25 protein-coding genes and 1 tRNA gene are annotated in these 25,017 nt (G+C 51.9%); all 26 read right to left on the bottom strand.

Going from position 1 to position 25,017, the window contains the following annotated elements; genetic code table 11:
* Nucleotides 1-12: 12 nt before the first annotated feature.
* The gene (locus tag QOX44_RS09770; RefSeq protein ID WP_283682929.1) at nucleotides 13-1,065 is read right to left on the bottom strand and encodes an ABC transporter permease; all 1,053 of its coding nucleotides are present in this window, start codon (nucleotides 1,063-1,065) and stop codon (nucleotides 13-15) included.
* Between the two features lie 14 nt (nucleotides 1,066-1,079).
* The gene (locus tag QOX44_RS09765) at nucleotides 1,080-1,997 is read right to left on the bottom strand and encodes an ABC transporter permease (RefSeq protein WP_283682928.1); all 918 of its coding nucleotides are present in this window, start codon (nucleotides 1,995-1,997) and stop codon (nucleotides 1,080-1,082) included.
* 293 nt (nucleotides 1,998-2,290) lie between these two features.
* Entirely contained in the window at nucleotides 2,291-3,037 is a 747-nt protein-coding gene (locus tag QOX44_RS09760) for a copper homeostasis protein CutC (protein ID WP_283682927.1), read from the bottom strand.
* A gap of 148 nt (nucleotides 3,038-3,185) precedes the next feature.
* Nucleotides 3,186-4,652 carry an N-acetylglucosamine-specific PTS transporter subunit IIBC gene (gene nagE / locus QOX44_RS09755; RefSeq protein ID WP_283683035.1) on the bottom strand — a complete coding sequence of 489 codons (1,467 nt, stop codon included), beginning with the start codon at nucleotides 4,650-4,652 and terminating at the stop codon, nucleotides 3,186-3,188.
* Between the two features lie 90 nt (nucleotides 4,653-4,742).
* Nucleotides 4,743-5,243 (bottom strand): PTS sugar transporter subunit IIA, encoded by a 501-nt coding sequence (locus QOX44_RS09750; RefSeq protein ID WP_283682926.1) that lies wholly within the window; start codon nucleotides 5,241-5,243, stop codon nucleotides 4,743-4,745.
* 26 nt (nucleotides 5,244-5,269) lie between these two features.
* Entirely contained in the window at nucleotides 5,270-6,124 is an 855-nt protein-coding gene (gene licT, locus QOX44_RS09745) for a BglG family transcription antiterminator LicT (RefSeq protein WP_283682925.1), read from the bottom strand.
* Nucleotides 6,125-6,423: 299 nt separating this feature from the next.
* A tRNA-Trp gene (locus QOX44_RS09740) sits at nucleotides 6,424-6,494 on the bottom strand.
* Between the two features lie 123 nt (nucleotides 6,495-6,617).
* Nucleotides 6,618-7,982, bottom strand: a complete 1,365-nt coding sequence (gene radA, locus QOX44_RS09735; RefSeq protein WP_283682924.1) for a DNA repair protein RadA — start codon at nucleotides 7,980-7,982, stop codon at nucleotides 6,618-6,620.
* On the bottom strand, nucleotides 7,983-8,399 hold the full coding sequence (locus tag QOX44_RS09730) for an endosialidase (protein WP_283682923.1): 417 nt from the start codon (nucleotides 8,397-8,399) through the stop codon (nucleotides 7,983-7,985).
* 93 nt (nucleotides 8,400-8,492) lie between these two features.
* Nucleotides 8,493-10,937: an ATP-dependent Clp protease ATP-binding subunit gene (locus QOX44_RS09725; protein ID WP_283682922.1), complete on the bottom strand. Its 2,445-nt coding sequence runs from the start codon at nucleotides 10,935-10,937 to the stop codon at nucleotides 8,493-8,495.
* Nucleotides 10,937-11,320 carry a GntR family transcriptional regulator gene (locus QOX44_RS09720; RefSeq protein WP_283682921.1) on the bottom strand — a complete coding sequence of 128 codons (384 nt, stop codon included), beginning with the start codon at nucleotides 11,318-11,320 and terminating at the stop codon, nucleotides 10,937-10,939. The genes QOX44_RS09725 and QOX44_RS09720 overlap by 1 nt, the downstream gene beginning before the upstream one ends.
* Before the next feature lie 200 nt (nucleotides 11,321-11,520).
* Complete coding sequence (locus tag QOX44_RS09715; protein WP_283682920.1) at nucleotides 11,521-12,543, bottom strand: cadherin-like beta sandwich domain-containing protein; 1,023 nt, start codon at nucleotides 12,541-12,543, stop codon at nucleotides 11,521-11,523.
* A 28-nt stretch (nucleotides 12,544-12,571) separates the two neighbouring features.
* On the bottom strand, nucleotides 12,572-13,846 hold the full coding sequence (gene purD, locus QOX44_RS09710) for a phosphoribosylamine--glycine ligase (protein WP_283682918.1): 1,275 nt from the start codon (nucleotides 13,844-13,846) through the stop codon (nucleotides 12,572-12,574).
* A complete protein-coding gene (gene purN, locus QOX44_RS09705) occupies nucleotides 13,843-14,529 on the bottom strand; it encodes a phosphoribosylglycinamide formyltransferase (protein WP_283682917.1) in 687 nt (228 codons plus the stop codon). Before purN ends, purD begins: the two co-directional genes overlap by 4 nt.
* Nucleotides 14,523-15,548 (bottom strand): phosphoribosylformylglycinamidine cyclo-ligase, encoded by a 1,026-nt coding sequence (gene purM / locus QOX44_RS09700; protein ID WP_283682916.1) that lies wholly within the window; start codon nucleotides 15,546-15,548, stop codon nucleotides 14,523-14,525. The genes purN and purM overlap by 7 nt, the downstream gene beginning before the upstream one ends.
* Before the next feature lie 30 nt (nucleotides 15,549-15,578).
* Nucleotides 15,579-16,085 (bottom strand): 5-(carboxyamino)imidazole ribonucleotide mutase, encoded by a 507-nt coding sequence (purE, locus tag QOX44_RS09695; protein ID WP_283682915.1) that lies wholly within the window; start codon nucleotides 16,083-16,085, stop codon nucleotides 15,579-15,581.
* A 124-nt stretch (nucleotides 16,086-16,209) separates the two neighbouring features.
* Complete coding sequence (locus QOX44_RS09690; RefSeq protein WP_283682914.1) at nucleotides 16,210-18,279, bottom strand: aminopeptidase; 2,070 nt, start codon at nucleotides 18,277-18,279, stop codon at nucleotides 16,210-16,212.
* A gap of 13 nt (nucleotides 18,280-18,292) precedes the next feature.
* Nucleotides 18,293-18,616, bottom strand: coding sequence for a DUF6142 family protein (locus QOX44_RS09685; protein ID WP_283682913.1), 324 nt, complete (start codon nucleotides 18,614-18,616; stop codon nucleotides 18,293-18,295).
* 21 nt (nucleotides 18,617-18,637) lie between these two features.
* Complete coding sequence (locus QOX44_RS09680; RefSeq protein WP_283682912.1) at nucleotides 18,638-19,096, bottom strand: VanZ family protein; 459 nt, start codon at nucleotides 19,094-19,096, stop codon at nucleotides 18,638-18,640.
* Nucleotides 19,096-19,248 (bottom strand): hypothetical protein, encoded by a 153-nt coding sequence (locus QOX44_RS09675; protein WP_283682911.1) that lies wholly within the window; start codon nucleotides 19,246-19,248, stop codon nucleotides 19,096-19,098. Before QOX44_RS09675 ends, QOX44_RS09680 begins: the two co-directional genes overlap by 1 nt.
* A 19-nt stretch (nucleotides 19,249-19,267) precedes the next feature.
* Entirely contained in the window at nucleotides 19,268-19,945 is a 678-nt protein-coding gene (gene pyrE, locus QOX44_RS09670; protein WP_283682910.1) for an orotate phosphoribosyltransferase, read from the bottom strand.
* 37 nt (nucleotides 19,946-19,982) lie between these two features.
* Nucleotides 19,983-20,996: a carbohydrate kinase family protein gene (locus QOX44_RS09665; RefSeq protein WP_283682908.1), complete on the bottom strand. Its 1,014-nt coding sequence runs from the start codon at nucleotides 20,994-20,996 to the stop codon at nucleotides 19,983-19,985.
* Between the two features lie 74 nt (nucleotides 20,997-21,070).
* Nucleotides 21,071-22,309, bottom strand: a complete 1,239-nt coding sequence (locus QOX44_RS09660; protein WP_283682907.1) for an AGE family epimerase/isomerase — start codon at nucleotides 22,307-22,309, stop codon at nucleotides 21,071-21,073.
* 12 nt (nucleotides 22,310-22,321) lie between these two features.
* Entirely contained in the window at nucleotides 22,322-23,182 is an 861-nt protein-coding gene (locus QOX44_RS09655; RefSeq protein WP_283682906.1) for a class II fructose-bisphosphate aldolase, read from the bottom strand.
* 113 nt (nucleotides 23,183-23,295) lie between these two features.
* On the bottom strand, nucleotides 23,296-24,204 hold the full coding sequence (locus QOX44_RS09650) for a dihydroorotate dehydrogenase (protein ID WP_283682905.1): 909 nt from the start codon (nucleotides 24,202-24,204) through the stop codon (nucleotides 23,296-23,298).
* Nucleotides 24,205-24,219: 15 nt separating this feature from the next.
* Entirely contained in the window at nucleotides 24,220-25,002 is a 783-nt protein-coding gene (locus tag QOX44_RS09645; protein ID WP_283682904.1) for a dihydroorotate dehydrogenase electron transfer subunit, read from the bottom strand.
* Nucleotides 25,003-25,017 lie beyond the last annotated feature (15 nt).

Here is a 25,017-nt window from a genome sequence, read left to right as displayed (position 1 = left end):
TTCTCACCTTTCTTAGTTCTTCATCTTCGGGTCAAACGCATCACGCAGGCCATCGCCGAGCAGGTTAAAGCTCAGGATGATCAGACTGATCGTCACGGCCGGGATAAACAGCAGATACGGATAGGTATTGAGTCCATTGATCGCCTCACCGGCAAGAGAGCCAAGAGACGGCATCGGCACTGCCACACCGAGTCCGAGAAAGCTTAAAAAGCTCTCTGTAAAGATCGAGGACGGGATCTGAAGCGTTGTCGTAACAATGAGCGTACCGATACAGTTCGTCAGCAGGTGCTTCTTGATGATCCTGACATTCGATGCGCCGAGCGCACGCGCCGCTGTCACATACTCGCTCTCCTTCAGTGTAAGGATCTGGCTGCGGACCATACGCGCCATGCCCCCCCAGTACAGGAGTGCAAACACGATAAAAATACTGATCAGGTTCGCGCCGAGCACCTGGATCCAGCCAAAGCCCGGCGTCATGGACAGCTTCTCCAGAGGATCCTTCAGGGCAAATGACAGAAGTACGATCAGCAGAATATCAGGGATCGTATACATGATATCGACCAGACGCATCATGAAAATGTCCACCCAGCCGCCAAAGAATGCCGCGATCGAACCAAATGCAGAGCCAATGATAAAAATGATCACTGCTGCAACCAGACCGACAACAAGAGAAATACGCGCTCCCATCATCACGCGGATCGCATAGTCGCGTCCGAGCTTATCGGTTCCCATCACGTGCGGAAATACCTTCTCTCCGGCATCCATGCGTTCCAGCTCCTCCTCCGAATACTGCATCGGAGCCAGGTTCTCACTGCCGCGGATCTGTTCCTTATATGTATATGGATAAAACGACGGTACGATAAATGCAAAGATCATGATAATAACAACAACGACAAGGCTTACCATTGCCACTTTATTTTTCAGCAGGCGGCGCAGACCATCCTTCCAGAAGCTGACGCTCTCGCGCATCACGACCAGGCTTTCTTTTTCCTGTGCAGAAGCCGGAAGAAAATCGTCTGGATTGATTCTCGCCTGAAAGCTTAACGGATTTGGATTCTCTTTCATCTTTTCTTCTCTCCTTATTTCAGTTTGATACGCGGATCTACGATCTTATAAACAATATCCACCACTACGTTCATCAGGATCATCAGAGTCGCAAGGAAGATCGTCGTCCCCATGATAACGGTATAATCCCTGTTGGTGATCGAACCGATAAACTCGCCTCCCAGTCCCGGGATCGTAAATATCTTTTCTACAATAAAGCTGCCGGTCACCGTATAGGCAAGCAGCGGTCCCATATATGTAACAACCGGAAGGATCGCATTGCGCAGTGCATGTTTGAACAGGCTGACTGTCATCCCCAGTCCCTTTGCCTTTGCTGTACGCATGTAATCCTGACCGAGTACGTCCAGCATAGAAGAGCGCATCAGACGGGTAATATACGCGGTAGGATAAAAGGCAAGCGCCGTAACCGGCATGATATAGTGCTTCCATGAGGCAAGACCGAGCGTAGGCAGGATCTTGAGATTGACGCCGAGCGTATACATCAGCAGGGTACAGATCACGAAGCTCGGGACGGCTATGCCGCAGGTGGCTATGACGATGATGATATTGTCGAGCGCCTTCCCCCTGTTCAGAGCAGAGATACATCCGAGCGGCACACCGATGCAGAAAGCCGTCAGCACTGCCAGCCCTCCAAGCTTTGCGGATACCGGGAATTTTGTCGAAATGATCGACATAACGGTACGGCCGCGCTGCTTTAAGCTGTCGCCGAAGTCTCCGTGAAGCGCGTCTGTCATATACGTGACATACTGCTGTGAGAGCGGCTTATCAAGACCGTACTTTGCCTCCAGTGCTTCCATTGCTTTGGGGCTGATTGCTTTTTCTGAGAGGAACGGACCGCCTGGTACCATGTTCATCAGGAAAAACGTCAATGTGGCAACTACCCAGATTGTAACAACTGCTATCCCCAGCCGTTTAACGATATACTTTACCATGCTGCATTTCTCCTTTTCCTTATTACTTGATTGCTTCATTATTGCGATGCTTTATTATCACATTATCGCATTAAAGCATGAAGCTACGCAATATTGACATTATAGGCGATTTCCTGTCATCTGTCAATCAAAATCCCATAATGTATTTTTTCTGTAACCTTTCTGTAACAGTTTATCCATACATAAAATCAGCGTCAGTGCAAAAAGGGCGTATTGCCCCTTATACACTGACGCTGCAGAAACCAAAGTTCAAACCTCTTTGAAAACGAAGGCTTTTTATATGCTTTTTTCTTTTACAGCTCTTCTAATACTGTTCTGGCTGCTCTCACCTTTTCGGCATCGGTACGCCAGATCTCATATTCACTCATGTCTGCGACTCCCATGCTTACCTCCTGCCTGCGATAGCACATCCGACTCTCCACGATCCGCTTTCCGGACATATGGTAAGAGGTCGCGCCTGTCTTCTGATACAGATCTCTGATCACAGACGCATCGATACCGGCTCCCAGCAGAATATCCACCTTCCCGTCCGCCTGCTTTACAAGCTGCGCCAGAAGCCCGGCTCCGTCGGTACACACATTTTTCTGCCCCGAGGTCAGGATCGTATCAATCCCCAGCTCCTTCGCCTGTTCCAGCGTCTCGAACGGATCTCTGCACATATCAAATGCCCGGTGCAGCGTCACAGACATCCCCTGCGCCTCCTCCATAAGTTCCTGCATCTGCTCCATATCGAGTGAGCCGTCCGGCTTCAGAGAACCGATCACTACACCGTCCGCGCCTGCCTCCCGGAACATGCGGATCTCGCTGCGGATAATCTCATGCTCCTTTTGCGTATAGCAAAAATCACCGAACCGCGGACGCAACAGCGTATGGATCCGGATATCGAGCTCCCTTCGTATTTTCTCAAACAACGCGACAGAAGGGCTCAGGCCTCCGATGACCAGCGCACTGCACAGCTCCAGACGGGTCGCCCCGCCTTCTTTTGCCGCTGCCGCAGATTCTGCAGAATCCACACAGCACTCCAGAATGTAGTTTTTCATGGTATCCTTCCTCTCTCTTTTTCCTGCTTTTTTATAAAATCTCTCAAATACAAAAACGGAGCGCTGCAGCATACACTCCCGGCGGATTCCCGGATGTATCTACAGCACCCCATTTATTTCTTTTTATTGTCTGTATCGCAGAGAAAAATTATTTACATAATTTCTTGAACTCATCTGCTACAAACTGTACCTGTGTACCAACGATTACCTGCACGCTTGTCTTACCCGGACGGATAACGCCTGCAACGCCTGCGGATTTGATCTTCTTCTCATCTACAGCTGTGTAATCCTTGATCTCAAGACGAAGTCTTGTGATGCAGTTGTCGATTGATGTGATGTTCTCTTTTCCACCGATACCTTCCAGGATGATCTTTGCAACTTCTGTAAAGTTGTTGTTTGCAAGAACTACCTTTGTCTCGTCCTCATCGTCATCCTCACGTCCCGGAGTCTTCAGATCAAACTTTGTGATCGCGAAACGGAATACCACATAGAATACAACGAAAGCTGCGATTCCAAGCGGGATGATCAGCCATGTCTTAGCTGCTGCCGGAAGCGGAGCAGAGAATACAAGGTCTGTCAGACCTGCCGAGAAGGAGAAGCCTGCACGGAATCCAAGAGATACTGTAACAAATGTGAAGATACCGTAAAGCAGAGCGTAAACTACGTACAGTGCCGGAGCAAGGAACATGAATGCGAACTCAAACGGCTCTGTAACACCGCAGATGAAAGAACATACTGCTGCAGAAGCTACCAGACCGATTGCGATTTTCTTCTTGTTGCTCTTTGCTGTGTGAACCATAGCCAGAGCTGCACCCGGGATACCGAACATCATACACGGGAAGAAGCCGGACATGTACATACCAAGGCTCCATGTAACATCAGCAGATGTCTCACCTGCCCAGAAGTGTGTGATATCGCCAAGACCGATCGTGTCGAACCAGAATACGTTGTTCAGCGCATGATGCAGACCAGTCGGGATGAGCAGACGGTTCAGGAATGCATAGATACCTGCACCTACTGCGTCAAGGCTTACAATACCCTTACCTACTGCTACAAGTCCACCGAAGATCAGCGGCCATACGAACAGCAGGATTGCAGATGCAACGATAGAAACAACGCCGGCTACCATAGCCACGCAGCGCTTTCCGCTGAAGAATGCCAGCCATGTCGGAAGCTGTGTGTTCTTGAACTTGTTGTAGCAGGTTGCACCGATCAGACCGGCAATGATACCGATGAACGGGTTTGCGATCTTCTTGAATGCCAGAAGCTGTGTTGCGTTCTCTGCTACGCCCGTTCTGATAACTGTTACAACGGCTTCGCTCAGAAGAGTTGTCATCATCAGCCAGGATGCAAGAGCTGCAAGACCTGCTGTACCGTCGTGATCGTCAGACATGCCGACACCAACGCCGATCGCGAACAGGATTGCCATGTTGTCAATAAGAGCTCCGCCTGCCTTTACCAGGAACAGACCGATTGTTGGGATAAGACCTGTGATCTCACCACCCTGCATTGTCTCCGGACACATAAAATATCCGATACCCATCAGGATACCACAGATCGGCAGACATGCTACAGGAAGCATTAATGCTTTTCCCAGTTTTTGAAGATACTTCATCATACTTTTTTCCTCCCTTTTTTTATGATCTTATCTTCTATATATAAGCCTGACTTGCAGGCTTAGATACCGTACCTTACCCTTCCAGGCTTATTTCTCCAGAGAAAGCACTTCTTCCAGCACCTTCACGTATTTTCCTGTCGTCGGGCGGATCTCAGAGAAATCTGCCGTATTGCAGATCACAACCGGAGAGATCACATCAAAACCTGCAGCCTTGATCGCCTCGATATCAAACTCCAGAAGCAGATCTCCTGCCTTAACCTTCTGCCCGGCCTGCGCATGAGCAGTAAAATGCTCACCCTTGAGCGTAACTGTATCCAGTCCGATGTGGATCAGGATCTCTGTTCCTGCCTCCGACGTCACTGCCACTGCATGCTTTGTCTCAAAAAGCATTGCCACCGTTCCGTCTACCGGAGCCACTACTCTTCCTACTGCCGGCCGGATCGCCATGCCCTTTCCGATGATCTCCTCGCCAAAGGTCGGATCGCTGACCTCTGAGATCGCTACCGCTTCTCCCTCGATCGGAGCACCGATGATCTCTGCCTTTGCCTTTTTTCCAAAACCAAGCTTTTCTTTTAATGATCCTAACATGTCTGTCTTTCTCCTTCTTTGATGTTTTATTCGTCTTCTAGTTTATATAGCTCTACAAAGACTCTGCGGATATGCACCGCCAGGTACGTGATCTCGTCCTGAGAGATCGTGCAGGTCTCGTATTTACCGCTGATATAGTCTGCGATCCGCTCGCTGCAGCCGTATTCATCAGGATACATCCTGCGGATCATCTCGGAAAGCTCCGTCTCTCCGTCATCGAGGATCTGATTTGTAAAGATCCGATGCACCAGAAACTTCAGATGTGTGACCAGTCTTGAGTAATGCAGGCTCTCTTCATCCAGCTTTCTGCCCATGTATTCTTCTATGATCCCGAGGACCTCACGGATCGTCGATGTGATCTTCATCGTATTGTTCATGTCCGTGTTGTACTCGGCATTTACCAGATGCAAAGCGACCGAAGCTGCCTCATTGTCCTTGAGCTCGATTCCGAGCTCCTGACGGATCAGGCTGACTGCGTACTCACCGATCAGATACTCGCTGGGGTAAAAGGTCTTTACCTCCCACAAAAGAGGATTGGGGAAATCGATCCCGGAACGGATCCGCTGGATCACAAAATCAATGTGATCTGTCAGGGTGATGTATATGTTTGGATTCATCCGGTTTTTCAGAACCTGCTTCGCATAGTCGATGATCTTTACAGAAAGCTGGATATGCTCCAGAGGCATCTGCTTTAAAAGCTCCTCAAATCTGCCCTTGGCGCTCTCATCATTTAAGCGGAATACCTTCTCAACCCGCTCTGTGCAGATCTGCTGTCCTGCCTTGGTGTGGAAACCGAGTCCCTTTCCCATCAGGATCACTTCTTCATTCTTATCATCCACTGCGCTGACGATGTTATTATTGATCACTTTCAGTATACGCATCTCAAATAACCCCAAAAATAAAAAAACCAAATCACAGTAGACATATGCTATGCATTCTCTTACACTCCCTGCTGTCTACCGGAATTGGTTTTGCCTGCTAATCAGTAACAATCCATCCTATATTTGATTGGTATTCTCGTTTGTCTATTGCCATTATACTAAGTATCCGACAGAAAGTCAAATACATTTTATTTTTTTTTAATGTTTCCTTTATATTTTCCTAAGATTCGTGAAGAATCTCCATGGCAGTAAAACAGCCTCAGAACTATCGGCTTCGACAGCTTCTGAGGCTGAATGTACAGGGGTTGAGGGAATCGAACCCCCACTAAGAGTTTTGGAGACTCCTGTCATACCACTTGACCAAACCCCTATGAATCACTCACCAAATCTTTATACCATACTTTCCGGGGAATGTCAAATGATTTTTTCAAAAAATTTCAAAATGCGCCAGCAGACCGCCCGCATGCCCCATTACGAAATGACATGCTGTCTGCTACAGGACCGTCTGGATCGCCTCCCGCACGTTGCGCACGCCGATAAGACGGATGCCCTCGATCTCCCTGACCTGCTTTTTACATACCTCCGGGAGTATCACCGTATCGAATCCCAGCTTCTTTGCCTCTCTTACGCGCTGCTGCGGCATGCTGACCGACCGTACCTCTCCGCTCAGTCCCACCTCGCCAAAAGCAATCGTCTTTTCCGGAATCGCCTGATCTTTCATACTGGAAGCGATCGCCAGAATAATTCCCAGGTCGAGCGCCGGCTCGTTCATACGGATGCCTCCTGCGATATTGACGTACGCATCGCAGGACGACAGCCCCAGCCCTGCCCTCTTTTCCAGCACTGCCATGAGCAGATTCACACGGTTCAGGTCTGTCCCCGCAGCCGTCCGGCGCGGAAATGCCAGACTGCTCCTGCATACAAGCGCCTGCACCTCAAGGAGCACGGGACGCGTCCCTTCCATCGTACATGCTACGACAGAGCCGGAAGCTCCCTCGGGCTTTCCCTCCAGCATGTATTCAGAAGGATTCTTCACCTCGCAAAGTCCTGTCTCCTTCATCTCAAATACGCCGATCTCGTTGGTCGAGCCAAAACGGTTCTTTACCCCGCGCAGCACGCGGTAGGAGGCATGACGGTCCCCCTCAAAATACAGGACCGTATCCACCATATGCTCCAGCACGCGCGGTCCCGCCACGACTCCCTCCTTTGTGACATGCCCTACAATAAAGATGGAGATGTTCATTCCTTTTGCGATCTGCATCAGTGTTCCGGTCGACTCTCTGACCTGGGACACACTTCCCGGCGCAGATGCCACAGCTTCGCTGTACATCGTCTGGATCGAGTCGATGATCACGACCTCCGGTCTCAGGGAGGAGATCGTCTCGCGAATGGCCTCCAGATCCGTCTCGCACAGGATCAGAAGCTGTGAAGTAAACGTTCCCATACGCTCTGCTCTCATGCGGATCTGCTGCAGAGATTCCTCACCGGAAATATACAGCACCTTTTTCCCGCTGCCGGAAAGATTTCGGCACACCTGCAAAAGCAGGGTTGATTTTCCGATACCCGGATCTCCTCCTACTAAAACGAGGGAACCCTGTACGATTCCCCCGCCAAGCACTCTGTCCAGTTCTCCGATCCCGGTCGTCGTGCGCGGTGCACTGCTCATCTCGATCTCCAGAAGCGTCTGCGCCTGCGCCGCCTGATGTCCGCTCCCCGCCGATGTCCCGGATCGCCTGCTCACTGTCTTTGGTTCTTCTGCAAACGTATTCCACTGTCTGCAGCCCGGGCACTGCCCCATCCATTTTGAGGATTCAAAGCCGCAGTTCTGGCAGAAAAACACCGTCTTTGCTTTTGCCATTTATAATTTCACAACCTTTACCGGTACATTTCCCGCGCAGCCGCTTACTTCTACACTCAGTACGAGCTTGCCGCCCATCTTTGTCTCCATCGTGCCGGTATTTGTATCGCTGATGTATACCTTGTACTGTGCGTCCTCCTCCAGTCCGAGAATGATCTGCACATCCTGCGTGCCCTCTACCTCAAAGGATACGCCGTTCCCGGTTGCGTGGAAATGATGCACTGCCGTACCCGGCACAGACTCATATACGAACATGCCGTTGCGCTCCAGCTTTGTGATATCTGCAAATGTCTTTACTTTATATAAATCTCCATCATACTCATAATCAGAACGCTTCGTCTTTTCCGACAGCGTATAGTCTCCAAAGCTGATCGTTCCATCTGATTCTGTGCGTATAAGTTCTTTAATTTCTGACATTTTCATGCCCTCCCAGTTGATTATCTTTTCGTATTTTCTGTGTTTCAGGTCTTTCTATCATACCATACCTGCACCTGAAATTCCAGTGCCATATCACTCTTTTGTGACAATGATCTGATCCCTGCGGCATCCCACCATGACCGTGTCTCCCGCCTGCACAGCCCCGGACAGCAGCTCCTGCGCAAGCTTATCCTCCACCTGGTTCTGGACTGCGCGGCGCAGCGGTCTTGCACCGTATTTCGGATCAAATCCGGTCTTTGCGATGTGCGCCCGCACAGCCGGGCTGATCTTCAGCGTGAGATCAAGCTGAGTCCTGCATCTCTTCTGCAGCTCCTCCAGAAGGAGTCCTGCGATCCTGCGGATATGTTCCTCGTTCAGAGCATGGAAGACGATCGTCTCATCAATACGGTTTAAAAACTCCGGTTTAAAGATGCGCTTTACTTCCTCCATCACACCCGCCTTCATTGTCTCATGATTCTTCTTTTCATCGCTCCCGGCTCCGAAGCCCAGGTGTTTCGGCTCAACGATCGACTGTGCGCCTGCATTTGAGGTCAGGATCAGGATCGTATTGCGAAAATCGATCCTGCGCCCCTGTCCATCTGTGATATGCCCCTCATCCAGTACCTGGAGCAGGATGTTAAACACATCTGGATGCGCTTTTTCCACCTCGTCAAACAGCACGACCGCATACGGGTTGCGGCGTACCTTCTCACTGAGCTGTCCGCCCTCATCGTACCCCACATATCCGGGCGGAGAGCCGACCAGCCTTGCGACACTGTGCTTTTCCATATATTCTGACATATCCACACGGATCATAGACTGCTCGCTGCTAAATACGATATCTGCAAGCGCCTTTGACAGCTCCGTCTTTCCTACGCCTGTCGGACCGAGAAACAAAAAGGAACCGATCGGCCGGTTCGGATTTTTCAGACCGCAGCGGCTTCTGCGGATCGCCTTTGCGACTGCCTGCACCGCTTCCTCCTGCCCGATCACCCGCTCATGCAGCAGAGTATCCAGCCGCAAAAGCTTTCTGCCCTCCTGCGCTGCCAGCTTCTGTACCGGGATCTTCGTCCACACAGAGACGATCTGGGCCACATCCTCCGGCGTCACCGCAGCAGCCTGCCCTTCCTGTCTTGTATGCAGACGTTTTTTCTGACGCTCCAGCTTTGCTCCCAGCTCCTCCCTGAGATGGCTGTACTGCCTTGCCTGGTCTATGTCTCCTTCCTTTAACGCCGTCTCCCGCTTCTGTGCCGCCTCATCATACTGCTCCTGCACCGTACGGAGTGTCTCCGGCATCTGGTAGTATCCCAGCTGTCTGCGGGAGGCTGCCTCATCGATCAGATCGATCGCCTTATCCGGCAGAAAACGGTCATTGATATAGCGCACAGAGAGCCTTACTGCTTCCTCCAGCGCCTCGTCTGTGATCTGCACACCGTGATGCCGCTCATACAGAGGACGCAGACCTCGCAGGATCTCCAGTGTCTCCTGCGTCGTCGGCTCTTCCACATGCACCGGCTGGAACCTGCGTGCGAGCGCAGGATCCTTTTCGATATATTTGCGGTATTCCTCCAGCGTTGTCGCCCCGATCATCTGGATCTCTCCGCGTGCAAGCGCAGGCTTGAGGATATTGGAAGCGTCGATCGCCCCCTCTGCTCCTCCCGCTCCGATGATCGTATGCAGCTCATCTACAAAGAGCAGCACGTCCGCGCTTGCTGTCACTTCATTCAGGATTTTTTTGATCCGCTCTTCGAATTCTCCTCTGTATTTCGATCCTGCAACCATGCCGGCCATATCCAGTGTCACCACCCGTTTTCCCTGCATCGGCTCCGGCACACTGCCATTTATCACACGCTGGGCCAGTCCCTCTACGATCGCTGTCTTTCCGACACCCGGCTCTCCGATCAGGCAGGGGTTATTTTTTGTGCGCCTGCTCAGGATCTGGATAATGCGCTCCGTCTCCTGCTCCCTGCCCACAGTCACATCCAGCTTATGATTTTCTGCAAGAGCCGTCAGATCGCAGCTGTACTGATCGAGTACGGGCGTCTTCGACGCCCCGGCATCCGCCTGCGGACGCTTTACAAGCTCTCTGCTTTTGTCCTCCGGAATCCCCATCACTGTGGTCAGCTCCGCATACAGCTTCTGCAGACTGACTCCAAGCGTGTGAAGGAGCCGCACTGCCACACAGTCCACATCTCTCAGGATCGCAAGAAGAATATGTTCCGTCCCGGTCTGCGTATCCGCAAGAAGCTCTGTCAGAAATGCGCTGTCTCTCAGAAGCGCTGCCGCGCGGGGCGTCCACCCCTCTCTGGATACAGACGCGGTATCCGTATCCAGCGCCACGAGACGGTCGATCAGCTCTCTGATCTTCTCCTCTTCTACCTGATGCTCCCGCAAAAGAGCCCCTGCTGTCCCCTGCTCTTCCCTGATAAGCCCGATCAGAAGATGCTCTGACCCGACATATCCGTGCCCGCAGCTTTTGGCTGCGCGCTTTGCCAGCCGTATGGCTGCGAGCGCGCTTTGCGTATAATTTTCCTGCATTAAATTTCCTCCACTTGTCCGTATTCGTCGTAGGTCTCGTCTACCAGTTCATGTATTTCTGCCCGTGAAATATTTTTGCAGATCCCCTTTGCGAGGACCACCCGCATATTCTGCCGTATCTCATTGACCGCCTGGAGCTTGTTCGCGTCCAGAGCGATCACTGCGCCCTTCCTCCGGTCGATCGTCACAAAGCCCTCCTGGCGCAGCACAGAGTACGCCTTATTTACGGTATGCATATTGATGCCGATATCTCCGGCAAGCTGCCGTACAGAGGGAAGTGGATCTCCCTCATGGATCACTGAGGCTGCGATCCCGATAATGATCTGGTTTCTAAGCTGCATGTAGATCGCCTCATCACTTTGAAAATCTATCTCAATCACCATGCCTGTTCCCTCCTTTGTGACACCTATCATATAACAGCACTCTGAGACTGTCAAGCGCACATGCAGATCCCGTGTTTTCGCCTGCCGCCGTGCGGTCCTAAATATCAGACTGCCCGGAGCATACAGATCCTGGAATCCTTGTCATTCCTTTTATCCGATGCCCGGGCAGTCCCTTTGCTGTCTGTTTTTCTGTTTTGTTTTTACAGGTCGATCATTGTGACCTCGACATTTTTATCCTTGCCGCCCTCTTTCCGCTCCGGCTGCTGATACGTATATTCGGGCTGCTGCGGTTCCTGATATTCCGGCATTTTCTTTTTCTGCTTTTTCGCCTTTGACGGCTTTGGTACAGTAGTCGGATCATCCGCCTGGGCCGCATCCTGCGGCGCCTCATACTGCGGCGCTTCATACTGCAAAGCTTCATACTGCATACTATCCTGCTGTACATCGCAGGCGCTCTCCTGCCGGCTGTCATAGCTCTGGTCATCGGCATACGCCTGTCCATGATAATCCTGCCCATTGGAATAATCCGCAGCGCTCTGCGCCGGATATCCAAGACTGCGGTAATCCTCCAGCTCCGCTTTCAGATCCTTTTTCTTCAGCACGAGATTGATCACGATAAAGAGCAGAACAACACAAAAAGCGATCAGCCCATACAGGATCTTCATCAGGATCCCTACGCGGTCACGGTAGCTGCTTGTCTCAGATTTAAGTGCCGAGATCGTGTTTTCTGCCTCCTGAAGAGAGTTTCTGTCCACCTTCACATAGCGTGGATCCTCGGTCTGCGGCTCTGTCTCCGTCTGCGGCTCAGTCTGCGCCTCCGTCTGTTCCTGCGGCTGTGTTTCGGCTGCGCCTGCCGCTGTGGCCTCCTCTGTGACATGCAGATAGTACGGGAACTGCTCTCCGCTCTCTGCGGAGACGATGATCTCCACCGTCGCCTGTCCGTCCGTCAGCTCCGTCCCTGTGATATCCACGATCCATGCATTTTCATGGGAGGGGACCGGATCAAGCTCTAATGTCGTTGTCCCTGCCGGCACCGTCACGTCATATTCTGTCGTACCATAAGAAAACTCCGGAGACACCTGCGCGCCTTCTGTCAGGATTCCGAGGGATGCCAGAGAGTTATCATTTGAAAGATCCTCCGCCGATACACCGGTACAAAATCCCCATACCAACATCATTACCAGCAGCAAAGCTGCGCTCCAACTGTATCTCTTACTGCTCATTCTTTTCTCCTTTTGCTGCGGCAGCCGATCATTTTGCTTCATCGATTGCCTTGCCGATATCATTTCTGTAATATTTATTTTCGAATTCTACCCACTGCACTGCTTCGTACGCATTCCTGCGGGCGTCCTTTAAATCCTTTCCGGTCGCCGTCACTCCGAGCACACGTCCGCCATTGGTCACGATGTCCTCTCCGCGCTTTGCTGTCCCTGCATGAAAGACGTAGTAGCCGTCTCTGTCCTTAAACGCATCCAGTCCTCTGATCGGATACCCCTTTTCATAGCTGACCGGATAACCGTCTGACGCCAGCACCACGCAGACAGCCGCATTATCCTCAAACTCCAGATCGATCTGATCCAGTGTGCCGTCAATGCAGGCCTCTATCACTTCTATGATATCATTTTTCATACGCGGAAGCACTACCTGCGCCTCCGGATCTCCAAACCGCGCATTGTATTCCAGCACCTTCGGACCCTCCGGTGTGAGCATCAGACCGAAAAAGATGATCCCCTGAAACGGTCTGCCCTCGGCTGCCATCGCGTCTACCGTCGGCTGATAAATATACTTGCGGCAGAACGCATCTACCTCATCTGTATAAAACGGACTCGGGGAGAAGGTTCCCATACCGCCTGTATTTAACCCGGTGTCACCATCGCCTGCACGCTTGTGATCCTGCGCCGATGTCATGGTCTGGATCGTCTTTCCATCCACGAAGGACAGTACAGATACCTCGCGGCCTGTCATAAACTCCTCGATGACCATGCAGTTCCCCGCAGCGCCGAATTTCCGGTCTGTCATGATCTCACGGACGCCCTCCTGCGCCTCCTCGTATGTATTGCAGATCAGGACGCCCTTTCCAAGCGCCAGTCCGTCTGCCTTTAATACGATCGGGTATCTGGCTGTTTTCAGATACGCAAGCGCTGCGCCGGCATCTGTAAAATTCTCATATGCTGCCGTAGGAATATGGTATTTCTTCATCAGATCCTTGGAAAATGCCTTGGAACCTTCGAGAATCGCTGCGTTTTTTCTCGGTCCGAACACACGCAGTCCCTCTGCCTCGAACACATCCACAATGCCTCCGACAAGCGGATCATCCATTCCTACTATCGTAAGCCCGATCTCATGCTCCTTTGCAAAAGCAGCAAGCGCGTCAAATTCCATCGCACCGATCGGCACACACTGCGCATACTCCGCAATACCGGCATTTCCCGGTGCGCAGTAGATCTCCTCTACCTTCGGGCTCTGCGCCACCTTCCATGCGATCGCATGCTCTCTTCCGCCGCTTCCGACAATCAATACTTTCATTTTTCTTCCTCCGTCCGCTTCTCACAGCCGTCCATGCTTTTCTGTGATGCTGTGCTCTCTGCCTGAATATGTACTTTTCCCTGTGAAACTGTGACGCGTCCATTTGCGATCAGGTCGATCGCCCGCGGCAGGATCACCCATTCCGCCTGCTCCATGACACGTCTTTGGAGTACCTCCGGCGTATCGCCCTCCAGCACCTCCACTGCCTTTTGTAAAATGATCGGTCCCGTATCCGTACCGCCGTCCACAAAATGCACCGTCGCGCCTGTCACCCTGACTCCGCGCGCCAGAGCCGCCTCATGTACGCCCAGCCCATAATAGCCCGTCCCGCAAAATGCCGGGATCAGCGCCGGATGGATATTGATAATGCGGTTTTCAAAGGCATCCACCACGATCTGCGGGATAACGACAAGGCATCCTGCCAGCACGACAAGATCTGCCTCACATTCCTGCAGCGCCGACAACAGCGCCTCATCGAACTGCTGCGCCTGCGGATAATCCTTTCTTGTAATGCACTGTGTACAGATCCCTGCCTTTTTCGCGCGCTCCAGCGCATAAGCGGTGCGGCTGTTGCTGATCACCTTTACGACCCGGGCATTTCTAATGCTTCCACTGTCGATCGCATCGAGGATCGCCTGAAGATTCGTGCCCCCGCCGGACACCATCACGGCAAGTTTCAGCATAAGGTCACTCCCTTTTCTCCTGCTTTGATCTCACCGATCACATACGGGGTATCGCCTGCCGCCTTTATCGCTTCCATTGCTTTATCTGCATCCGCCGGATCGACTGCCACGATCATACCGATTCCCATATTGTAGGTGTTATACATCATCTTTTCCTCTACATCGCCTTTTTTTGCCAGAAGGGTAAAGATCGGAGGTACCGGATAGCTGTCCTTACGGATCACTGCATGCACGCCGTCCTTTAACATCCGCGGTACATTCTCATAGAAGCCGCCGCCTGTGATATGGCTGCACGCCTTCACAGTAACGCCTGCATTCCTGATATTTTTGAGCGCCTTCACGTAGATCCTGGTCGGCGCGAGCAGCGCCTCGCCCAGAGTCGTTCCCAGCTCCTCATAATACGTATCCAGAGACTCTCTTGTCATATCAAATACCTTTCTGACAAGTGAAAATCCATTGCTGTGTACGCCTGTAGAAGCCATACCGATCAGCACATCGCCTTCTTTTAAGCTCTCGCCTGTGATCATGTCCTTTTTGTCGCACACACCTACCGCGAAACCGGCCAGGTCATAATCCTCCTCCGGCATCAGTCCCGGATGCTCCGCCGTCTCGCCGCCGATCAGCGCCGCCTCCGACTGCAGACAGCCTTCTGCGACTCCGCTTACGATAGAAGCGATCTTTTCCGGATAGTTTTTGCCACATGCGATATAATCCAGGAAAAACAGCGGTTCTCCGCCTGCGCACGCAATGTCATTGACACACATTGCCACTGCGTCGATACCGATCGTATCATGCTTATCCATGATCATTGCCAGCTTGACCTTTGTCCCGCAGCCGTCCGTACCGGACAGCAGCACCGGCTCTTCCATCTCCTTGATCTTTGCCAGAGAAAATGCGCCCGAAAAACCACCGAGTCCTCCAAGCACTTCCTCACGCATTGTTTTCTTTACGTGCTCCTTCATCAGCTCCACTGATCTGTAGCCTGCTTCGATATCTACTCCAGCCTTCTTGTAATCCATCGTTCTCCTCCGTAATGTGCGACATGATTGTTATTTCGTGTAATTTTTATATCCGACTTCCTGAAGCTTCGCGTCCTTTGCCACTACCTGCTCTTTCAGCTCTGCCGCATAATCCTTTACCTTCTGTAAAAGCTCCGGATCTGATGTGGCAAGAATCTTCGCTGCGAGGATACCTGCATTCGCACCGCCGTTTATCGCTACTGTAGCTACCGGGATACCGGACGGCATCTGGACGATCGAATACAGAGAATCTCTTCCGCCCAGAGAAGTCGTGTGCATCGGAATGCCGATGACCGGCATCGGGAAGATTGCCGCGCACATGCCCGGCAGATGAGCTGCCATTCCGGCTCCGGCAATGATCACCTGCAGGCCTCTTTCCTCTGCAGTCTTTGCATATTCAAAAAATACATCCGGCTCTCTGTGTGCAGAGATGATGGTCATCTCATAATCAATGCCGAACTTTTCCAACATATCCGCTGCCTTGCTCATTACAGGCATATCTGAATCGCTGCCCATAACAATCCCTACTTTTGCCATAGTATTTTCTCCTTTTCTTCTATCGTATATAGGTTAAAAATGCTGCTTTTAAATTCTACCCACTAATCTCTGCCTTGTCAATGGGAGCCGAGCTTTTTTTTGAAAGTATGAAAATCCGCGGCTTTTATTCCTCATCCAGAGGCACATTGAGCACTTCCGTCCCCGGAAGTACAAATCTGCCGTTTTCGATGATCGTGGTACGGCTTCCGTCTGCATGCACTGCCTCGATCTGCCCCAGCTCATCATACGGGATCGTAATATCGGTATGGCACCCGAAGTACGCCTTTGCCGGATCCTCTTTTCGCAGAAGCGACACCTCATTATCACGGGCAATGATCTCCTTTCCGTCCGGATTGTAGACCGGTGTATCCTCCTGCCAGCTGTAGCACGTATCTCCGACTGCAAAATGCGGCCCCATCTTTTCTGCGATCAGGATCGGAAGCTTGTCCGCCACCTGATACGTTTTTGCCATCCGGTAAGCGGTCGTATTGGTTCCGATCGCAAACTCGCCAAGCGGAAGGCTCTCATGATGAAACAGCACATTTTCTGCAATATATGCCCGGTTTTCCTGCGGCGTATCAAAATTGCTGCACATATAATCCCGGATCATACCGTCTTCAAAATCAATCGTCAGATTTTCGTAGCTCAGTTCTCCCAGATAGACCTGTTTGACATGCAGTCTGCCTGTCGTGCCTGCAAGCCGCGGCGAGGTGAATACCTCTCCGACCGGAATATTGACATCTGCCACACAGTTTTCAAACAGCGTCTCCCTCTTCGGATCAGCAAGCGCCCGCAGCGATACGTCAAGCTCCGTCTGGTTCCCGTCTTTTCCTCTGATATGTACAGACACCGCCTGATCAAGCACATCGATCATCACCTGCTGCAGCCTGCGGTACTGCTCATAATCCAGCGTATTGATCTTTACCGTTTCGCGGAAAATATCTTCAAACTGCGCCCCGATCTCCGGCACCGGAAAAGCAATGATCGTAAAGCTTCTCTCTTTTCCTATTATATATTGATTCGAGATCTGCACAGATTCATTTGCTGCCGCAACAGAAAGCTTCTGCTGCTTTTCAGAAAGATGATACGCTTCCGGCTTCGACTGCGGCACAAACGGTTTTTCGCCAAAGACCTCGACTACAGCCGGTCCTCCATGCACCTTTCCAAGCTCACGGTATTTCTCACATGCAGTGCGCATCACGCCAAGCTTGCGCTCGATAAACTTCCGGTCCAGATAGATCGCCTCATCCGCCCTGTGGTCATAATCAAACTGCTTGTTCGGCACTGCCCCGGTATAGCCGATCCTCATATGATGATGCTTGTTTACGGTGCTGACCGCCGCTCTGTAAATGACCGGCCTCAGTCCCATCTTCTCAAAATTTCGGATCGCCTGGCGGATCATCCGCTCAAAGCCTAAGCGATACCGGATATTGACCGTCTTTTTAATAGAAAGATCCTTTCCTCCGACCACAAAGCCGATGCGATATCCTTCTGTATAAGTATCCGCCATCGCAGCGATCTCCTCCTCCGGGAGCGTGTTCAAAAATGCTGCCATCTTCTTTTCATTTTCTGAGACGTATTCTCCGTACTGATACAGATATCTGAGATCAGTCAGATCGGACTCCATGATGATCCTTGTCGCAAAATCAAGAGACGGATCTGCCACCTCCCGTGTATGGTACGTGACAAAGAGGTCACTGTAGTCGCTGACAAACCAGTATACGATCTGCTGGATCTGCTTGTACTCCGGAAGCTCTTCCTGCTCAAAGCAATTGTAAATCTCAATAAACAGCTCCAGCAAAACGGTTATCTCCTCGAGCCGCTTCTCAAAGCAGTAAACGATCATCCCCCGAAGCTCCGTATACAGAAAGCTCAGGATACGTCCATGTACCTCTCCAAGCTGCGCCACTGCGTACGCCGGATTGCCAAAGCTCTCCCCGTACTGAGCCGGAAGGATGTCATGGTAAAGCGCTTCATTCAGCTCCTCCCACTGCTCCAGCGTATATGCGGCTGTCTCCCCGGAATCAATACGTCGCTTCAGATCCTCCATCTGCACAAGAAACTGTGCTGTTTTTCTGAAAAAAATACAAAAAGGCGCGGGGACCGTCTCTTCTTCGCAGATCCTGTGGACCCGCTCCATTGCGAGAACGTACCGCTCCTTTACATACACTTCCTTTTCATTTTTCTGTTCCATGGTCTTCCTCCCATCACATATTTACGAGCCCGATACAGACAATGAAAAACCAGCCTGCAATCGCTACCGTTCCCAGTATCGTTCCAAGCTTGCTGCAAAAATACGATTTGCATTCATCCTTAAATCCAAGGAATCCATACCTCAGTCCCGCAAACGCCATCACAATACCCGTAAATCCCAGTGCGCCGATCCAGGCGCCCACGCTTCCCTTCATCAGAAAGGAAACAAAAAGGAGAATCAGCAGTACCAGAACAGATCCTGTGCTAAGCACTGCCGATACGACACTGTTCGACGAATATTTTTTCTCCACAAATGAATATGCCTGACGCTTCGCCATCGCTTCCTCCTTCTGTCTGCACTACCGTGCCTCTATCTTCAGGTAACATCTGCTCACGATCCAAAATACGAGATAGCCCAGCATACCGCCCAGCGTGTTGAGGATCATGTCATCTACATCAAAACAGCCCACGCGGAATATGAGCTGTGAAACCTCGACCAGAGCGCTTACCTCAAAACTGAGCAGCGTGATCTTCCATGTCTTTCTCGCACCTCTTGCCAGGATCGGCAAAAGTGCGCCAAACGGCATAAACCCGATCACATTGCCCGCCAGATTGAGAAATACTGCGCGGGCGCCCAGAATCTCCCAATAATTCAAAAACCTTCTGATCTCCCGGAATGGTTCGAGATTATACGCGTAAGCCACACCTGCTCCGCGTCCATACTCCTCTGCAAAAAACAGAAAGTAAATGAGGCATACCATATAGATCAGAAACAGGCATGCCCCTGATATTTTTATTCCTTTACGCACAACTGCCATCAGATCATCAGATCCGTCTTGCTTTTGAGAAGCTTCGCTCCGCTGACCAGCAAAAGCACACCCGCAGCGACTCCGGTCACGATCGCAACGATCCCGAGTACGAGATTCAATGCGCCTGCGCCGGAAATAGTTTTAAATATTTTTTCGTTCATAAGATCCCTCCAGGTAAAATTATGCACCGTACTGTTCGTAATATGCATCAATAGCAGCCTTCATGGCATCATCGATCACGACTCTGCCCTGACACGGACGGTTGTACAGATACTCCACTACCTCTTTCATCGTCACGATCGCATTCGTCTCAAACCCGTACAGATCCTTTACTTCGTCAAGCGCGCACTTTTCGCCGCCCTTTCCGACTTCCATACGGTTTAGTGACACCATCAGGCCGACGATCGTCACGTCTGCTGCTCCCTTTACCTTGGGCACAGTCTCTTCCATGGATTTTCCGGAGGTCGTCACATCCTCGATCATCACAACACGGTCGCCATCCTTTAAGCTGCTGCCAAGAAAGCTGCCCTTGTCTGCGCCATGATCCTTCTCCTCCTTGCGGTCGGAGCAGTAGCGGACCTCTTTTCCGTAGAGCTCGCTGTATGCGATCGCCGTCACAACGGCAAGCGGGATCCCCTTGTATGCCGGTCCAAACAGCACATCAAAATCGTCTCCATACGTATCATGGATCGCTTTCGCATAATATTCCCCCAGCCGCCTGAGCTGTGATCCTGTCACATAAGCGCCTGCGTTCATAAAAAACGGGGATTTTCTTCCGCTCTTCAGCGTAAACTCTCCGAATTTCAGTACGTCACTCTCCACCATAAACTCGATAAATTCCTGTTTATAACTTTCCATATCCTTTCAACCTCCATAATGGCAGACTGTTAAGCCTTTATTTTTTACATACCCTGTATGCTTCGTACAGCGCCCTTACCTCCTGCGCGCTTCGCAGACCGCTCACAGAATCGCCTGCGGAGAGATTCGCTGCTGCCGAGGCTGCCGCGATCCGCAAAGCCTCATCCATCGGCAGGCCGCGGTACACGCTGTATAAGATCCCCGCACAAAACGCATCTCCGGCTCCCACTGCTCCGACGATGTATCCCTGCGGCAGATCCAGAGACGGTTCCTCACAGTATATACCATCCTTGTCCACTGCGCAGCCCATCTCAGGAGCATGGAGTACACAGCACTCCTGCACGCCAAGCTCCATCAGCCTCCGGCTGATAGCTTCCATCGCGCCGGGAATCAGCTGTCCTTTCGCGTCCCGTACTTCCATATCTGTGAGCATTGCGCCTTCCATCTCATTGATGATCAGATAATCCAGGTACGGCAATGCCGGAAGCACGAGCCGCCGCATCTCCTGCGCGTCACTCAGGCTCGCTACATCCATTGCTGTCTGAATCCCTTTTTCTTTCAGGTCATGACACACCCGCGCCAGCACGGTCTGATACTTTTCATCAGGAAGATTCAGTGCATCCAGCATTCCTCCATAGCCGATCAGCACAAGCTTGGCATCAAGCCTGTCTGCCTCCAGATGCTCTGCTCCAAACAGACGGCACGCTCCTCTGTTGTGGAAAAAGGTGCGTTCTCCGCTGCCTCTTACCGTCATCACATCTGAAAACGATGTGACCTCCTGCTGCGTCTGCCGGATCATAGATGTGTCAATGCCAAATTCCTCCAGCTTCGCCTTTAAGAAGCGACCCATCTCATCGTCCCCGGTCAGCCCGATGCTCTTTACCGGTATGGACGGATCGAGCCGCTTTACGCCTGCGGCTGTGTTTGCCGCACATCCCCCGACTCCGTACGAAACTTCGTATATATCGGCCAGCATCCCCTTTTTCGGGTAATCACTGATCATCTTGATCACATCCGCCGCCAGTGTCCCGGCTATCGCTATGCCTGCCATGTCCCTCACCCCGTTTCTGTATCAGGCGTATGCTCTTTTGCCGCCTGAAGACTCAAAAAGTTCCTGAATATCCCTTAGACAGCCATCTGATTCTTCACTGCCAGTGCAATGGATACGTCTGCCGCATAATATGGGATCAGGGTTGCCTGAAGTGCGTGATAAATATCTGATTTTCCCGGCCATACAGTACCGATCACATGATTCTCGCGGTCAAGCTGATGGAACCAGGAGCCATTTACATGGTCAAGTACCTTCTCATCCAGGTACTGCATAAACTGCGCGTAATCCTGCGCATATTTCTCCCTGCCTGTAACGTGGAACAAAACGGCTGAGGTATTGATCGCCTCTGCAAGCGTCCAGTGCATGCGGTCATGCACGACCGGCTTTCCTTCCCAGTCAGTCGTATAGACGATGCCCGGCGCCCCGTCTGCATTCCATGCGTCTGCGACCGCGCGGTTGTAGAGATTCTCTGCCGCCTCAAGATACGGCGCCGCGCCTTCTCTGTCCTCTTTATACGTAGAAAGAGCCCACTGCGTGATCAGTCTGGACCACTCAATGCCATGCCCCGGAGTCGCTCCGTACGGCTTAAACGGATCATCCGGCTTATTTTTATTGCATTCAAGGTCAGCGACCCAGTCCTTTGTGAAATGCTCCGGGATCCTCCAGCTGTTCGCCTTTGCCCAGCCAAGCACGTGATCGATAATGCGGCCTGCCCGCACCCGGTACTTCTCCTTTCCAGCAACATCCGCCGCTGCCAGAAAAGCCTCTACAGTGTGCATGTTTGCGTTCAGTCCACGGTAATCGTCCAGCACTGTAAACTCTGTATTCCATGTATCGCAGGAAAGTCCTTCTTCTTCATTCCAGAAACGCAGATCGTATAATGCAAGCGCATCATCCAGCAGTTCCTGCGCACCCTCTCTCCCTGCAAGAAGAGCAGATGTGGCTGCGAGGATCACAAATGCGTGCGCATAGCACTGCTTTGTCGGAAGGATCTGTCCGTCCTGGGTAAGTCCCGCATACCAGCCCCCGTTTTCTCTGTCGCTCAATTCACCGCGCAGTCCCTTCAGCGCTGCATCTACCAGCTCCTCGCTGCCTTCATGTCCCAGGAAAACGCCGAGACTGTATACGTGTGCCATGCGGCTTGTCACCCAGGTCTCGCGGCTGCGCTCCTTCCACGGTGTCCCATCATCACCGAGATAATAGGAGCTTCCGCCCGGTGACGGGAACTGGTGCCCGAACTGCAGCAATGCATCACTTATTTCTTTTAAAAACGCTCTGTTTTCTTTTGTATCGATCAAATACTTGTTTTCCATGATGTTTCCCCTTTACCTGTTTCCAAGTGATATTGTTTCTGTGTTCTGAAACACTGTCATCTTTTTTATTGTGGCCTGCTTCACCGCCTCTTCCATCCTTGGCTGAAGCCCGGTCAGAAGAAGCTCTCCGCCTGCATACCCGTCGTGAGCTGCTTTTGCGGCTGCCATATTGATATCTGTAAAGATGTTGATCTTGCTGATCCCCGCATCAATCGCCATGCGAAAATCCTGATCGGTAAGTCCTGAGCCTCCGTGCAGCACAAGTCCGCAGTCCAGCAGCCCCGCGATCCTGCGGATGCGCTCAAAATCAAGCTTCGGGGCCATCTTGTACGCTCCGTGTGCCGTTCCCACGGCGATCGCCAGCGCATCTACACCGGTCCTTGTCACAAAGTCAAACGCCTGATCCGGCTCTGTGTAGAAGGCAGACGGATCTGCCTGCATCCCTTCAGACGGATTATCGCCCACATGCCCAAGCTCTGCCTCGATCGTCGCTCCATAGGAGTGTGCCAGAGACGCCATTTGCGCTACCTTGCGCACGTTTTCCTCATACGGATCTGTAGAGCAGTCATACATGACAGAAGAGAACCCGAGCTCCAGCGCCTTTTTGCAGGTTTCTTCCTTCAGACCGTGATCCAGATGCACGACTACGGGAACCGCAGCACGCTTTGCCATCGGGATCAGCATATCCGCCATTTCCTCCAGAGACGCCACAGACAGCAACACCTCTGCCGTACCGATCACGACCGGGGTGTTGCACTCCTGCGCTGCCGCGATCACACCTCTTGCCAGTTCCAGACTGCACGTATTAAAAAGCCCGACTGCATACCGGTTTTTTCTCGCCGGCTGCAGCACATCATTGAGATTTGCCAGCATGGCCCTTCCTCCCGTTCCCCGGCGGCAGCTCCTGTATCTTTCTGCCGCATATTTCTAAAATCAGATCCTGACATATGTTATACCCTGCCACAGGATCCGGCTATTGTGCAGGATCAGTGTACTGCTCCTATCAGCTCTGTCAGGTTTTCCACATGATGCCGTTTCATATAGTCTTCTATCCCGTCAATGACCTCTATCGTTGTCAGCGGATTGCGGAAATTCGCTGTGCCGACTGCTACGGCCGTCGCACCCGCAAGGATAAACTCCAGAGCATCCTCCGCAGAGGCAATACCGCCCATCCCGATGATCGGTATGGATACTGCCTGCGCCGTCTCATAGACCATGCGTACCGCGATCGGATGCACCGCCGGACCGGACACGCCGCCAGTCTTATTGGCAATGGCAAAGGTCGCGCGTTCCACATCAATCTTCATTCCAGTCAGTGTATTGATCATCGAAAGAGCGTCTGCTCCGCCTTCCTGAGCGGCGCGCGCCATCTCCGTGATATCTGTCACATTCGGGCTTAATTTCATGATCACCGGCTGTTTTGCATGACGCTTCACCTCGCGCGTGATCTCCTCGACCGCCCTGGGGCTCTGTCCGAAAGCAATTCCGCCATGCTTTACATTCGGACAGGAAATATTGATCTCCAGCATATCTACCCGCGCTTCTTCTGCAAGCCGTTCAACGACTTCGCAGTAGTCCTCCGTCGTCCTGCCGCACACATTGACGATCACCTTTGTATCGTACTGCTCCAGAAATGGCAGATCCCTCTCACAAAAGGTATCTGCCCCGGGATTCTGCAGACCGATCGCATTCATCATGCCGCCCCGGATCTCTGCGATGCGCGGCGTCGGATTCCCCGGCCACGGGACATTGGCTACGCCCTTCGTGACAACTGCTCCAAGTCTCGAAAGATCGACAAAATCACTGTACTCTATCCCGGAACCAAACGTACCCGAAGCTGTCATGACCGGATTTTTAAACTCTGTTCCGGCAATACTTACTTTCATATTACACATAAGCTCTCTCCTGCTCTATAATTCAACATCGTCTGCCAGAAATACCGGACCTTCTTTGCAGACGCGCTTGTTATGTACCTTTGAATGCTCGTCCGTCTCCTTAGACTTGCACACACATGCAAGACAGGCGCCGATCCCGCACGCCATCTTCTCCTCCATAGAGATCCAGCACTCAATCCCCTGCTCCTGCGCATACGCTTTCAGCGCACGCAGCATCGGCGTCGGACCGCATGCATAGATCACATCTGCACTCAGGCCATTTTCCCGGATGCAATCCAGGACATTGCCCTTTGTCCCCACGCTTCCGTCCTCTGTGGCTGCATAAAACGTACCGTATGTCTGAAGCTCTTTTGAGAGGAAAAGCTGGGAATCACGATACCCTGCAACGATCTCTGCCTCACCCTCCAGCTCCTTTGCAAGCTGTACCATCGGAGGAATGCCAATCCCGCCTCCGATCAGGAACGCCTTTTTGCCCTTCGGGCAGCGTTCCATCGGGAAGCCGTTTCCAAGCGGTCCCAGTATATCCAGCCTCACGCCTGCGTGGTATCTGCAAAACTCGTCTGTCCCCTTACCTGCCACGCGGTATACGATCCTCACAGCTCCTCTTTCCCTGTCGATCTCACAGATACTGATCGGACGCGGGAGGAGTCTCCCGGAGTCACGGCTGTACACAGAAATAAACTGTCCCGGCACTGCTGCCCCGGCGATCTGCTCTGTCTGAAGCCACATGCTGAATATTCCGGCAGCAAGCTCCTCCTGCGAGAGGATCACTGCCTGCTCTTTAAATTTCTCTGCCATTTTTCTTCTCCTGCC

It is taken from the genome of Parablautia sp. Marseille-Q6255, assembly GCF_951230155.1.
GTDB lineage: Bacteria > Bacillota > Clostridia > Lachnospirales > Lachnospiraceae > Choladousia.
The sequence above is the reverse complement of the archived record's forward strand: the minus strand, read 5'-3'. Positions and strand labels throughout refer to the sequence as shown.